This window comes from Vibrio sp. D54 (assembly GCF_021728075.1).
GTDB classification, from domain to species: Bacteria; Pseudomonadota; Gammaproteobacteria; order Enterobacterales; family Vibrionaceae; genus Vibrio; species Vibrio alginolyticus.
The window spans coordinates 63,593-75,605 of sequence record NZ_JAKKCS010000001.1; the positions used below are offsets into that span (position 1 = coordinate 63,593).

The 12,013-nt window shown below is 44.8% G+C and carries 14 protein-coding genes; 8 read left to right on the forward strand and 6 right to left on the reverse strand.

The features are described from left to right. The first annotated feature begins 53 nt into the window (after positions 1 to 53). Positions 54 to 1,079: an acyltransferase gene (locus L3V37_RS00335; protein ID WP_130545296.1), complete on the forward strand. Its 1,026-nt coding sequence runs from the start codon at positions 54 to 56 to the stop codon at positions 1,077 to 1,079. A gap of 420 nt (positions 1,080 to 1,499) precedes the next feature. Further along, positions 1,500 to 2,930: a sodium:proton antiporter NhaD gene (nhaD, locus tag L3V37_RS00340; RefSeq protein WP_130545297.1), complete on the forward strand. Its 1,431-nt coding sequence runs from the start codon at positions 1,500 to 1,502 to the stop codon at positions 2,928 to 2,930. Positions 2,931 to 2,967: 37 nt separating this feature from the next. Here the strand turns inward: nhaD and L3V37_RS00345 are convergent, their stop codons facing one another. Next, positions 2,968 to 3,363, reverse strand: a complete 396-nt coding sequence (locus tag L3V37_RS00345) for a GFA family protein (protein ID WP_237305611.1) — start codon at positions 3,361 to 3,363, stop codon at positions 2,968 to 2,970. Between the two features lie 200 nt (positions 3,364 to 3,563). Here L3V37_RS00345 and L3V37_RS00350 point away from each other — a divergent pair, with 200 nt between their 5' ends. Then, positions 3,564 to 4,172: a YitT family protein gene (locus L3V37_RS00350; protein WP_005374427.1), complete on the forward strand. Its 609-nt coding sequence runs from the start codon at positions 3,564 to 3,566 to the stop codon at positions 4,170 to 4,172. A gap of 70 nt (positions 4,173 to 4,242) precedes the next feature. Here the strand turns inward: L3V37_RS00350 and L3V37_RS00355 are convergent, their stop codons facing one another. The 3 genes from L3V37_RS00355 to L3V37_RS00365 all read right to left on the reverse strand — a co-directional run bounded on the left by L3V37_RS00355 (position 4,243) and on the right by L3V37_RS00365 (position 7,008). Further along, positions 4,243 to 5,061, reverse strand: a complete 819-nt coding sequence (locus tag L3V37_RS00355; protein ID WP_237305612.1) for a hypothetical protein — start codon at positions 5,059 to 5,061, stop codon at positions 4,243 to 4,245. Between the two features lie 100 nt (positions 5,062 to 5,161). Next, on the reverse strand, positions 5,162 to 5,644 hold the full coding sequence (locus tag L3V37_RS00360; RefSeq protein ID WP_237305613.1) for a methylated-DNA--[protein]-cysteine S-methyltransferase: 483 nt from the start codon (positions 5,642 to 5,644) through the stop codon (positions 5,162 to 5,164). Continuing rightward, on the reverse strand, positions 5,641 to 7,008 hold the full coding sequence (locus L3V37_RS00365) for an AlkA N-terminal domain-containing protein (RefSeq protein ID WP_237305614.1): 1,368 nt from the start codon (positions 7,006 to 7,008) through the stop codon (positions 5,641 to 5,643). The genes L3V37_RS00360 and L3V37_RS00365 overlap by 4 nt, the downstream gene beginning before the upstream one ends. Before the next feature lie 194 nt (positions 7,009 to 7,202). Between L3V37_RS00365 and L3V37_RS00370 the strand changes: the two genes are divergently transcribed. From L3V37_RS00370 to L3V37_RS00380, 3 genes are all read left to right on the forward strand, one after another. Further along, entirely contained in the window at positions 7,203 to 7,406 is a 204-nt protein-coding gene (locus tag L3V37_RS00370) for a hypothetical protein (RefSeq protein ID WP_017633816.1), read from the forward strand. A gap of 324 nt (positions 7,407 to 7,730) precedes the next feature. Beyond that, positions 7,731 to 8,174, forward strand: coding sequence for a DoxX family protein (locus tag L3V37_RS00375; RefSeq protein WP_237305615.1), 444 nt, complete (start codon positions 7,731 to 7,733; stop codon positions 8,172 to 8,174). Positions 8,175 to 8,183: 9 nt separating this feature from the next. Then, the gene (locus tag L3V37_RS00380; RefSeq protein WP_237305616.1) at positions 8,184 to 8,879 is read left to right on the forward strand and encodes a pirin family protein; all 696 of its coding nucleotides are present in this window, start codon (positions 8,184 to 8,186) and stop codon (positions 8,877 to 8,879) included. Positions 8,880 to 8,960: 81 nt separating this feature from the next. Here the strand turns inward: L3V37_RS00380 and L3V37_RS00385 are convergent, their stop codons facing one another. Beyond that, positions 8,961 to 9,854 carry a LysR family transcriptional regulator gene (locus tag L3V37_RS00385; RefSeq protein ID WP_005374436.1) on the reverse strand — a complete coding sequence of 298 codons (894 nt, stop codon included), beginning with the start codon at positions 9,852 to 9,854 and terminating at the stop codon, positions 8,961 to 8,963. Between the two features lie 149 nt (positions 9,855 to 10,003). Here L3V37_RS00385 and L3V37_RS00390 point away from each other — a divergent pair, with 149 nt between their 5' ends. Continuing rightward, positions 10,004 to 10,357 carry a DUF413 domain-containing protein gene (locus tag L3V37_RS00390; RefSeq protein ID WP_005374439.1) on the forward strand — a complete coding sequence of 118 codons (354 nt, stop codon included), beginning with the start codon at positions 10,004 to 10,006 and terminating at the stop codon, positions 10,355 to 10,357. A gap of 147 nt (positions 10,358 to 10,504) precedes the next feature. Here the strand turns inward: L3V37_RS00390 and L3V37_RS00395 are convergent, their stop codons facing one another. Beyond that, positions 10,505 to 10,756, reverse strand: a complete 252-nt coding sequence (locus tag L3V37_RS00395; RefSeq protein ID WP_005374440.1) for a DUF3081 domain-containing protein — start codon at positions 10,754 to 10,756, stop codon at positions 10,505 to 10,507. 374 nt (positions 10,757 to 11,130) lie between these two features. On the opposite strand from L3V37_RS00395, the gene nagB reads away from it, so the two are divergent. After that, complete coding sequence (gene nagB / locus L3V37_RS00400; RefSeq protein ID WP_005374441.1) at positions 11,131 to 11,931, forward strand: glucosamine-6-phosphate deaminase; 801 nt, start codon at positions 11,131 to 11,133, stop codon at positions 11,929 to 11,931. Positions 11,932 to 12,013: the final 82 nt, after the last annotated feature.

Consider the following 12,013-nt stretch of genomic DNA (forward strand, 5'->3'; position numbering starts at 1 on the left):
ACTTCAACAACCTGCTATTTTCACCTAAGTTTTTTATTTAGGTAAACAATGTAATGGCAAAGAAACAAAAAATAGCCAGCTTAGAGTTTGCACGTATCATTGCGATGCTTGCGATTGTGGGTTTGCATTGCCAGATGGCACTGACGTACTGGCAGTGGGATGGGATACCATGGGTTGGCTATATGCTCAACCAACTGGCTCGTTTTGCTGTTCCGCTGTTCTTTCTCATCTCGGGTTATCTAATCCAGCCGAAGTTGAGTCACTCACCTATCTATACTCTTAAGAACTACGCCAAACCGTTAATGAAGGTTTGGCTCATTTGGAGCATGATCAGTTTACTGATGCCATTCCAATGGCAGACGGTCGCTGAGGCAGGGTATCTCGCCGAAAGGCAAGGTTATTGGGGGTACTTAATGTCAACCCCGATCAATTCACTCATCGAAGGCGGACTCGTTCATCTGTGGTTTATTCCGGCTCTGGTCATTGCCGTAGCGTTAATTGCCTTTCTCGTGCATATCAATATGGTGCAACTGATACTGCCAACCGCAGTATTGCTATACATATACGGGGTCTTTGCTGGCAGTTATGCGACCATTACCGACCTGCCAGCGCCTTTCTTTACTCGTAACGGGCCTTTTTTCAGCACGTTGCTAGTTGCTCTAGGTTATTTCGCACGAGAAGCGCAGTGGCGGTGGTCGAGAAACAATACGGCTCGATGCATTATTCTTGGCATGGCACTGCATTTTGGTGAAGCTTACTGGCTGATGCAACATGACATCGCTTTCAACTCGCACGACTTCCTATTCGGTACCGTTATCTGGGCTGTAGGTGTCTTTATGTGGCTTTTGGCTCACCCTCATTTTGGCGACATGCCCTGGGTCTTCAAACTATCTCCTAGCGTGTTAGGAATATATGTTAGCCATCTGCTTATCATAATTGTCATGATGAATGTCGCTGGATTTATCGGCCTGCAACACCTCGCGAAAGATGTGTTTATTTATCCTGCAACGATTGTTGCAACCATACTGCTTGTGAAAGCAATTGACGCTTCACCGTTGAAAAAATGGCTCCTACGCTAAATGCATTCAGCTCTAGATATAGCTAGCTTTAACTCAAAAGGGTTAGAGCTAGCCAGTTAAAAATGAGATTTCTCTCTCACTGACCAATTTTTGACTTTCTAATCCTTCAGAATTTGCTTTCACTCACAAAAAACATTGTTCATTTCCTTTAAATTGGCTCGACTATTACAACATTGCTCATTAAACGGAGGCTGTATGTGGGCAGGTCAAGGACTCGTTCCTTTTTTAGAGATTAGTCACTGGTTAACTTACGGTTTATATGCCGCTGTGGTTTTATTCGGCGCAGCAAGCATTGCGTCACTCAGAAAATAGTAGCGCACACTATCATTTCCTAACTCCTACTGTTAATTCGAGCTCTCTCACAACTAACTCATTCATTTGTGGCTAATATTTCTCCAACCAGACAAAGGAGAAATGTCTATGCCAATCTATCCAATTGTGGCTTTCTGCTGTTTGTTGTTCTCTAGCGCCACCTTTGCTGCATCAACCAATGAACTGAATCTTGTTAATTCTAGTGTCGGTTACGCGGCTCTGATTATCTTTTCGATCGCTTACATACTGGTTATGTTGGAAGAGTATCTGAAAATGAGAAAATCCAAGCCAGTGCTGCTCGCTGCAGGGTTAATTTGGATTCTGATTGGCTACACCTTTGCTCAGCACAACCAGCCTGAAATCGCCAAATCCGCACTAGAACACAACTTGTTGGAATATGCCGAGTTGCTGCTGTTTTTGCTCGTGGCGATGACCTACATCAACGCAATGGAAGAACGCAAACTCTTCGATGCCTTACAGGCGTGGATGGTTGGTAAAGGTTTTGGATTCAAAAAGTTGTTCTGGCTGACGGGGTTTCTCGCTTTTGTCATTTCACCGATTGCCGATAACTTAACTACGGCCCTTTTGATGTGCGCTGTAGTGATGAAAGTCTCTGGTGATAATCCTAAGTTCGTCAATCTTGCTTGTATCAACATTGTTATCGCAGCCAACGCTGGCGGTGCATTCAGCCCATTTGGTGATATTACAACCCTGATGGTGTGGCAGGCCGGTCATGTCAGCTTTGCTGAGTTCATTCCGTTGTTTGTACCGTCATTGGTGAACTACTTGGTTCCCGCGTTTTTGATGTCACTGTTTGTTCCAAACACAAAACCGAATACGATTCACCAACACGTTGAGCTAAAACGCGGGGCAAGGCGTATTGTCGCGTTGTTCATTTTGACGATTGCCACCGCAGTCTCTTTCCATGCTGTGCTGCACTTCCCACCCGTTATGGGCATGATGATGGGCTTGGCGTACTTACAGTTTTTCGGATATTTTTTGCGTCAAACTCTTAAACACTCACTCGCAAAAAAAGCAGCTATGGCAATTGCCAATGGCGATGATCAGGCATTGAAGCGCTTAGGCTCAGTGGTTCCGTTTGATGTGTTTCATCGTGTGTCTCGAGCCGAATGGGACACCTTGTTGTTCTTCTACGGTGTTGTGATGTGTGTTGGCGGTTTAAGTTTACTTGGCTACCTCGAACTGGTTTCAAACGTCATGTACACGCAATGGAACCCAGTCTGGGCAAACGTAATGGTTGGTGTCCTATCTGCAATTGTCGATAACATTCCGGTTATGTTTGCTGTACTGACCATGGAACCAAGCATGTCGATGGGCAACTGGCTACTCGTCACATTAACCGCAGGTGTCGGGGGCAGTTTGCTTTCCATTGGCTCCGCGGCAGGCGTCGCTTTAATGGGAGCCGCGCGTGGTCAATACACCTTCTTTGGCCACCTAAAGTGGGCTCCCGTCATCGCCTTGGGTTATGCCGCCAGTATTGCGGTACACTTGTGGATGAATAGCGGCTTATTTACTTAAAAGCACCGATAATCAGGCACTTAAATCGCAATATAACCTAGCAGTCGGATGGATGGTTAACGCCATCCATCACTTCAATCGCTCCCAACTCATATGGGTTGACGCCCTCTAAGCAACCGACATTATAGCCATACTCACTCGGGTCAGAACGACGCTGATGGTGCGTATAAATACCGCACTCGCCACAGAAAAAGTGCTTCGCAGTGTGTGTATTAAATTGATACTGCTTCAAGACGTCTTCGCCTTGCACAATACGAATACCGTTCAAAGGTACAGATGCGACAATCGCGCCACGACGTCGACACATAGAACAGTCACACCGTCTCGGTTTCTCAATACCATTGGGTAACGCCAGTTCCAACTCAACTTTTCCACAGTGACAACTCAGTCGATGTAATGTGTTGATTTGGGTGTTGCCAACTTTCTTAATCATAACTTTTCCTTGTTGTTTTTCTATCTGTGTACATTATGTTAAACAGGTTAATATCATCATAATCTCGTCCAAAAACTCGACATCCATCACTTTTCGCGACATTTTATTGGCCGATTTGTTAGTTGCTATTTTGGCGACTGTCTATCGCGTCCGTGAGACGTGTTATCTCCGGCGCGGTTTTAAACCAAGGAAATTAATTTATGGACAAAGATCATAGCCTAAGAGAGAACCTCTTGGCTCTGACGCTCGGCAGTGCGTTGGTGTCACTTGGGGTGATATTTTTTAGCAAAGTAGGATTGCTCACTGGTGGTACGGCTGGTTTGGCGATCTTCCTAACCAAAGTGAGTGACTTCAGTTTTGGTCAGATATTTTTTGCTCTTAACCTCCCTTTTTATATTTTATCTGTGATGCGCATGGGTTGGCGCTTCACTATCAATACCTTTATTGCGGTTTCGATTGTCTCTTTTGCGGTCGATCATCTGCATCATGTGATTGAGATTTCACGAATCGAACCTTTCTATGCGGCACTTTTGGGTGGTGGGCTGATTGGAATCGGTATGTTGGTAATTTTCCGTCACAAAATGAGTTTGGGTGGCTTTAACATTCTAGCGTTGTACCTTCAGGAACGTTTTGGAGTTCGAGCGGGTAAAGTTCAAATGGCGTTAGATTGTGCCATCGTGGTGATGTCACTGTTCATTGTAGATGTGCACCTTATCGCTCTATCTGTTCTAGGTGCCATCGCAACGAACTTGATTTTGGCGATGAACCATAAACCAGGACGATACCAAGCAAAAGCGCAAGCAGCATAATCATCGCTGCATAGTCAACAACCCTAAAGCCCCAGCCAGTCGCTCGGGGCTTTTTCATTCAACGCTAAGATCACGTCAACGAGCTCGTTTTGCAGTGCTGCTGCATCTCTTCATCCAATTTAGCTTTATATTTCTGGCTAAGATGGAAGTGTACTTGCATCAACAAGTCATGTGCGTGGAACAGCTCAAACGCGTCGCTACCATTTTGCTGACAAATAGCCTCACAGCGCTCAGCATGCACTTTGGCTTCTTGCGGTTTATCCGCTTTAAGCAAGCTCATCGCTAAGCGATACTCTGCGCGCTCTTCTCGCATCCACCCCCCTGCCACTTTCCAATAGTCTAGCGCGAGTGTCGCTGCTTCTAACATCTTCGATTTTTCCATGCACGTGCGCTCAGCCAGCGCTTCGTACTGACATGCTAAGTTGTTCGCAGTGATCGCGATAGCGCGCGCTAATGGCCCTTCTGCATCGTTCGGCGTCATTCCTAACGCTGCCTTCACCAACCATTGACTCGCCAGTTCAAGCTGAACAAGTGCAGAAAGTTCATTCGAAATCAAAGCGTAAACTCGGCGTTGTTCTTGCTCTTCCAATAATTCCATATTGTCAGTGCCATCTACGAAATAGCGCGCAACGGCAATACTGCGTTGAAATGCCAAACTCTCGGCAACCTTGCGTTCATCAAAGTGCTCTAAACAAGTAAGAAACTGTTCTGGGCACTGGAGGTGCCCAATAGCGGTATGCAGCATCAATGCGAATATTCGCTCGATTTGGGTAACGTCTTCCACCTCGCTCAGAGCCGTTTCTAGCTGAGCATAAACTTGTTCGGGATTTTCCTCGTGATGCTGCCAACACTCACTCATGAAGGCATCAAAATCCGTTTTGAAAGGCATGTCCTTATTGTCCTTCTTCTATTCGTATAACGATTATGAAACTCTACACTATCGTTACCCCTGTGTAGCACGCTTAATCCCAATACGAGAATCGCCTCACTTAAAGCGGTGTACCTTGCTCCAACGCAAGCAAACGTTGCTTGCGCTCCACTCCACCTGCATACCCAGTCAGTTTTCCGCTTTTGCCAATAACACGATGACAAGGCACCACGATAGAAATCGGATTCTTCCCGTTTGCTAACCCAACAGCACGCACAGCTTTAGGGTTACCTATCGCATTCGCGAGATCTTGATAGCTCCACGTTTCCCCATATGGAATGGTCGTTAGTGCCTGCCAAACTTGATTTTGAAAATCAGTGCCTGTCGCTGCAAGGGGCAAATCGAATTCGTTGCGCAGACCAGCAAAGTATTCATCCAGTTGGGTGATAGCTTGGCGCAAGACCGGATGCTGCTCGTCTCGCACCCCCAGCTCACTCGGCTTAGTGGTGCATGTTTCAAACCAAATGCCAAGTAAGCCCTCAGCGTTCGATTGGATAGTCACCGTTCCTAGTGGACTCGGCATTTCGGTATAAAATGTTTTCATGATTGATTCCATAAGTGAAACGTCGCGTAGCTTCCCCAAGGGGCCGCAGTGTGCGTATTCAGTGATGGGTAACGCTGCATCGCCTTTTTCACCACTAAGTCTTTATCTAGAAAGCAATCGGGTTGAGATTGCCCTCGCAGTTGAGCATAACTGACGGTCCAAGGTCCAATGCCTTTCAAAGTTAGCCACTGCTGGGGGTCAGCTTCTGAGTTGTCCTGCATAAACTGGGCGAAGCGCACTAGCGTCTCTTTACGGCTTTGCGGCATGCGCAAAAAGCTCACGTCGGAGTTCGCAATATCACTGGGAGTCGGGAAAAAACGTTTTTCTGACTCTCCGCTAAGTGTGGCCACCAATAAGTTAAGTTGACCAATCGCCGCTTTAACCGACACCTGCTGGCCTAAAACCGCTCTAACCCCTGCTTCCCATGCACTCCATACACCAGGAATACGAATACCTTTACTCGACACGAGCCCAGGCGCGACATACTCCAAATGCTGCTCAACAGTACAAATATCAGCGTCAAGATCGAACATACGACGAATGTCAGACACCAAGTTTTGCAGCTTCGTTACGTCTTCAATTTCAAACGCCAGTTCTAAGTATCCTTCACCTTTTGTCGCTTTAAACCAGGCTTTGCTGTTATCCAAAAAAACGTTGCGCTGATAACTCTCATCACTCACCAGCTCAACTCCCTCAACCGCTCGCAAACGATAGAAGTCCAACATGTGCGACCAATTCAACTCACCTCGATAAGGTAAGGCAATTCGATTGCAAACCGCACCATCAAACTCTTTACGGCGTACTTGAGAAGGCGTTAGTTTGAGAAACTTTTGAAAAGCATCGTTAAAGCGGCGCGTACTGTTAAAACCTGACGCAAACCCCACGTCGGTGACTGACATAGAGCTGGAGTGAAGCAACTGTTTGGCGAACATTAGTTGCTGATATTGCGCATACTGCTTGGGTGACATACCTAGATACTGCTCAAACAACATACGTAAGTAACGGTCAGAAATCCCAACACGCTCAGCCAACTCAGACACCGAATGGTGATGCAACTCCCCTCTATCAATTAACGAAATCGCTCGTTGAAAGGTCGTCTCGACACCTTTCCATGCCCAAGATCCAGGCGCGCTATCAGGTCGACAGCGTAAACACGGACGGTACCCTGCTTGAAGGGCTTGCGTCTTATCAGCGAAATACTCAACATTTTCTTCTTTAGGCAAATTTGCCGGGCAAATCGGACGACAAAAGATTCTCGTTGTTTTTACCGCCACATAAAATCGCCCATCAAAACGACTGTCTCGCGCGACTCGCGCCTTGTGACACTGCTCGAAGGTCAGTGAGGTATGGGGGTGAATAAACATAGTGCTTTCCTTGCTCATGCCTTTTGTCATTTATTGTTCATAGGCATCGTTCAATATAGTGTTATTGTAGCTTGCTTAAGCGCCCACAATTAGCCATTTTCGGAACTCAATATTGAGATTTATTGGCATTAGCGCTTTTGTACACTAAAGTTAGATCCAGAACATCACAACAACGTCGGCTAAAGGGAATTGGCATGGACTTACATACTTGCGTAATTGTATTAAGAAACCAAAAGGTTATTACCAGTAAATCCGTAGATCATTCTATTGGAATTATCGAACGAGACTCAGATAACGAGATCTCAGAAATTCAGATTAATGCGACGGATGGACGTAATATTCGAACTTATCACTACAACAATGTAGAGGAGTCATTAGAGAGCTTAATGAACCTCTGACGGTTTTCTTTAACACACCTTTCTCCCTTGTTAAAAGCGAAAGCAATAGAGCACATTACATGTGCTCTTTTTTTGTTTAACAGCAAAAATGTTTATCGAAAATAATGACAGACCTTGATTTAAAACAGAACATAATAGGCAAAAAAAACCCAAAAATACATTGCAATATATTGATTTAAATTAATAAAACCCACTCATTCAATTTTTTAGAATGAGTTTATCAAAATCCTCCCGTTATTTTTATGTTCGCCTCTACCTAAACTGTTCTCAACAGCACGGGAGCACACGCTTCCCACTCATTGAAAAGAGTCAGAGGACAGAATCATGAAAGCACTATTACAGAAAATTACCACATCAAACGCAGGTTACAGCGCACTATCACTTCGCGTTCCAATCGGCATTATCTTTATGGCGCACGGCGCACAAAAACTATTTGGCTGGTTTGGTGGCTACGGGCTAGAAGGCACAGGTCAGTGGATGGCATCTATCGGTTTAGGTCCTGGCATGCTCATGGCGTTACTTGCGGGCAGCGCAGAGTTCTTTGGCGGCTTGTTCATTTTACTTGGTCTGCTAACTCGACCAGCAGCGGTTGCTTTGGCGTTCACGATGGTGGTAGCGATATTCTCTGTCCACTTTGAAAATGGCCTATTCATGGCAAACAACGGTTACGAGTTTGGCTTGGCATTACTGGCAGCGAGCATTTCTCTGGCGTTCTCTGGCGCAGGTAAAGCAGCGTTAGATAACTTTTTAAACAAAAAGCTCTCTTAAGGAGGCCTTATGATTACGGTAAGACATGCAGCAGACCGAGGTCGAGCAAACTTTGGCTGGCTTGATAGCAAACATACGTTTTCTTTTGGTAGCTACTACGATCCTCAACATATGGGCTTTTCTGAGCTGAGAGTCATTAATGACGATGTAGTCAAGCCTGGCGCGGGTTTTGATACACATGGCCACCGTGATATGGAGATCATCAGCTATGTGTTGGAAGGTGTTATCGCACACAAAGACAGTGAAGGTAACGTCAAAACACTACCTGCAGGTGAATTCCAACTCATGTCGGCAGGGAAAGGGATTTACCACAGTGAGTACAATGCATCGAACCAAGATACGCTGCGGTTTCTACAGATTTGGATTCAACCGAACACATTTGGAACCAAACCAGGTTATCAGCAAAAAGATTTTGGTCGCAATCCTGGGTTAACGACTATCGCAACTCCAACTGGAGAAAACGGCACGCTACTTATTAAGCAAGATGCGACTTTGCATCAGTTAATTCTTGCGCCAAGTAGCGAACTAAACTTTGAGATTGAGTCGGGCCGAAATCTATTCATCCATCAAGTGACTGGGAGCCTTAGTGTCGACAATACCACTTTGACGGCTGGCGACGGCGCGAAGGTTGAACACCAGAGTAAGGTTGTTTTGCGCAATACATCAAACGAAAGCACAACAGCCCTGTTGTTTGACTTACCATAACTATCGATTCATCGAGATAAAAACAAAGCCGCCTTGATTTCTCAAGGCGGCTTTTTCGTTTTTCTGACTTTTCATTCAACGCTATTCGTCGGAAGTGCCAGAACCAATTTGCTGAAAACTGTAAGCGGTCAGTGGATCGATCTCTTTGACAATTTCTTCCACTTGCTTAATCGCGTCTACAGACGAGCTAGCTTTACGATAGCTCAAATAGATAGGGCGACACCAATCTTCTACTCCAGACACCTTGTGAAGCTGCCCATTAGCGATAAATGGCTCCACGAGAGAGATTGGTAAGTACGCGGCTCCACCCTTCTCTAAAATAAAGTCCAATGCGATACGCGCTGTTGAAGTGCGTAAATATGGAGCCGGAATCTTAGGGTGACGCTCTGAATGCTCTGAGGAGAAACGCGTCCCCCAGTCAACGTACACATATTTGTTTTCGAAAACGGTGTCTAAAGAATCTTTCTCAGTTGATACCAGAACGAGAACAACATCCGCCACTTTTTTACAGTTAAGCTCATCAGCTTTGATCTGATCGAACGCAAATGCCATATCTAACGTGCGCTCTAGCAAGCTACGACTGAGCATCTCACGTCCCATCACTTCTGCCATGAAGCCATAACCACCAAACGAATCTGTGACGACACTTAAACAATTCTGTAAATAAGCGTCCCAAATGTTTGGCGTGCCACCTAACGTTAGTTGCAGCGCTTTGCCATCTTCAAGCGATAATTCTAGCTTCGCTTGTTGCAATGTAGTGACCATTACCTCGGCATAGCTGATTAAGCGCTCACCTGCAGAGGTCAACTTTATGTTATTTCGATCACGAATAAACAATTGCGTATCGAAGTAACTTTCCAATTGTTTGATACGTGCGCTCACAGCGGCTTGGGTAATATAAAGGTTCTCAGCAGCACGTCCGAAGTGACGAACTCTTGCCAGCTCTAAAAATGTTCGAAAGACTTTTACATCCATAAACCATCTCCTGGTTAATATAAAACCAGATTAACAACTAATTAAAATCATGACGACAAAAAAGTTTTGTTTTTCTTTTGTTAGATTTAAGCCTAATTTTCGCCGTAAGTTCACTACATTCATCAATAACGGTTACAGAGGCTGTTGACATGTCTGACACTGAATTCCGTCATGGCAAAAAACGTTTTTACGATAACGTAAAATTCCCACGCGGCTTTGCAAAGTCTGGCGATTTTACTCTTTCAGAAGAGGAAATCCTAACAATTTATGGGGATACAATGCTTGGCTTAGAGTCAGGCGAATTAACACCTGAAAACAGCGAAGAGAAACACTTCATCAAGGTGTTAGAAAACCCGGGCAAAGCAAAAACAAAACTTGAGCGTACGTGGCTAAAGTACACCCAACTTGCTCGTGGTCGCAAGCGCTTCCATACGCTAAATGGTCGTAACAAGCCTGACGCCACAGAAGAATACATTGAAGAGAGTTTGGTTGAAGACGATTAATAACCAATAACCTAGTTCTCGCCTTTTTCTAGCAGTAGGCGAAAGCTCGTTTGACTTTACTGAGCGAGCAAGACAAGCTCATTTCTTCTCCTAAAGCCCAAGGGGGCATTCTCCCAAGGGCTTTTTTAATATTTAGGTGATGACCGTTTACTTGGCGAGCGTCGCAATCTTTTTCAGAAAGCTCTCTTTCAAATGCTCTTGGTCATATTCCAAGTGATAGGTGTTGTGGAAGCCAATTTTTAGCTCAACACCATTCCCTCTCAAGAAAACGTTGTACCCATCGTAGTCAGAAAACGCTTCTACACCTTCATACATTTTACCAAATTCGGTTGGCGTACCGTTGTTCATCACACATTCGTAAGCCTGTAGTACTTTGCTCGGATCTAACTCATTTTTCATACCGAATTCCTCACTGGTTTACACATTTCAATTATGGTTAAAGAATGAGCGCCATGCCATATCTAACCCATAATATTTGAAGTTCGTGTGCGATTTCGCACTCTGTAGGTTGTTAAAAAACAAGGTTAAGTGCGAAGGCAGAACTTAATTTAGATCATAAATTTTATCTATTGATTCGTCAGTTTCATAATGCAATTTCTTTGTAAAAAATCGTCTTATAAAAGCATTTAGATATAAAAATCGTCGACAAAACCAACATTGGTTAAAGAAAAAGCAAAATTTTGACCTAAAACAATAGCAGTTCGCCATTACTTATTTTATAATGCGAATTAATGTTTCAGTACATCGTCAATTCCAATAACTAGGGGCACAAAATGAGACTTATCCCGTTAACTCGAGCAGCACAAGTAGGTAAGTGGGCAGCTGCGCATATCGCTAAGCGTATCAACGACTTTAAACCTACTGCTGAGCGTCCATTCGTTCTGGGTCTACCAACTGGTGGCACTCCTCTAGCAACCTACAAAGCCCTAATCGAGCTTTACCAAGCCGGCGAAGTCAGCTTCAAAAACGTCGTGACTTTTAACATGGATGAGTACATTGGCATCCCTGCGGATCACCCAGAATCTTACCGCTCATTCATGTACAACAACTTCTTTAATCACATTGATATTCAAGAAGAAAATATCAACCTACTGAACGGTAACACAGACGATCACGACGCAGAATGTAAGCGTTACGAAGACAAAATTAAGTCTTACGGCAAGATCAACCTGTTCATGGGCGGCGTGGGTAACGACGGTCACATCGCGTTCAACGAGCCAGCGTCATCTCTTTCTTCTCGTACTCGCATCAAGACCCTCACTGAAGACACTCGCATTGCGAACTCTCGCTTCTTTGACGGCGATATCAACCAAGTGCCTAAATACGCGCTGACTATCGGTGTTGGTACGCTTCTAGACTCAGAAGAAGTGATGATCTTGGTCACTGGTCATAACAAAGCTCAGGCACTTGAAGCAGCCGTGGAAGGTTGTGTAAACCATCTATGGACAGTTTCTGCACTTCAGCTTCACCCTAAAGCGGTGATCGTATGCGACGAACCAGCTCAACAAGAACTGAAAGTGAAGACAGTGAAGTACTTCTCTGAGCTAGAAGCAGAAAACATCAAAGGCTTTTAACCCATAGGATGGCAGCCTAGAAATACACTAAAAATACAAAACCCGTGTTGAACACGGGTTTTTTCTTATCTGAACAGCGGGC

Bases quoted from the DNA above. Each gene is read 5' to 3' on its own strand.
- L3V37_RS00335 (WP_130545296.1), top strand. From the start codon at position 54: ATGGCAAAGAAACAAAAAATAGCCAGCTTAGAGTTTGCACGTATCATT.
- nhaD (WP_130545297.1), top strand. From the start codon at position 1,500: ATGCCAATCTATCCAATTGTGGCTTTCTGCTGTTTGTTGTTCTCTAGC.
- L3V37_RS00345 (WP_237305611.1), bottom strand. From the start codon at position 3,363: ATGATTAAGAAAGTTGGCAACACCCAAATCAACACATTACATCGACTG.
- L3V37_RS00350 (WP_005374427.1), top strand. From the start codon at position 3,564: ATGGACAAAGATCATAGCCTAAGAGAGAACCTCTTGGCTCTGACGCTC.
- L3V37_RS00355 (WP_237305612.1), bottom strand. From the start codon at position 5,061: ATGCCTTTCAAAACGGATTTTGATGCCTTCATGAGTGAGTGTTGGCAG.
- L3V37_RS00360 (WP_237305613.1), bottom strand. From the start codon at position 5,644: ATGAAAACATTTTATACCGAAATGCCGAGTCCACTAGGAACGGTGACT.
- L3V37_RS00365 (WP_237305614.1), bottom strand. From the start codon at position 7,008: ATGTTTATTCACCCCCATACCTCACTGACCTTCGAGCAGTGTCACAAG.
- L3V37_RS00370 (WP_017633816.1), top strand. From the start codon at position 7,203: ATGGACTTACATACTTGCGTAATTGTATTAAGAAACCAAAAGGTTATT.
- L3V37_RS00375 (WP_237305615.1), top strand. From the start codon at position 7,731: ATGAAAGCACTATTACAGAAAATTACCACATCAAACGCAGGTTACAGC.
- L3V37_RS00380 (WP_237305616.1), top strand. From the start codon at position 8,184: ATGATTACGGTAAGACATGCAGCAGACCGAGGTCGAGCAAACTTTGGC.
- L3V37_RS00385 (WP_005374436.1), bottom strand. From the start codon at position 9,854: ATGGATGTAAAAGTCTTTCGAACATTTTTAGAGCTGGCAAGAGTTCGT.
- L3V37_RS00390 (WP_005374439.1), top strand. From the start codon at position 10,004: ATGTCTGACACTGAATTCCGTCATGGCAAAAAACGTTTTTACGATAAC.
- L3V37_RS00395 (WP_005374440.1), bottom strand. From the start codon at position 10,756: ATGAAAAATGAGTTAGATCCGAGCAAAGTACTACAGGCTTACGAATGT.
- nagB (WP_005374441.1), top strand. From the start codon at position 11,131: ATGAGACTTATCCCGTTAACTCGAGCAGCACAAGTAGGTAAGTGGGCA.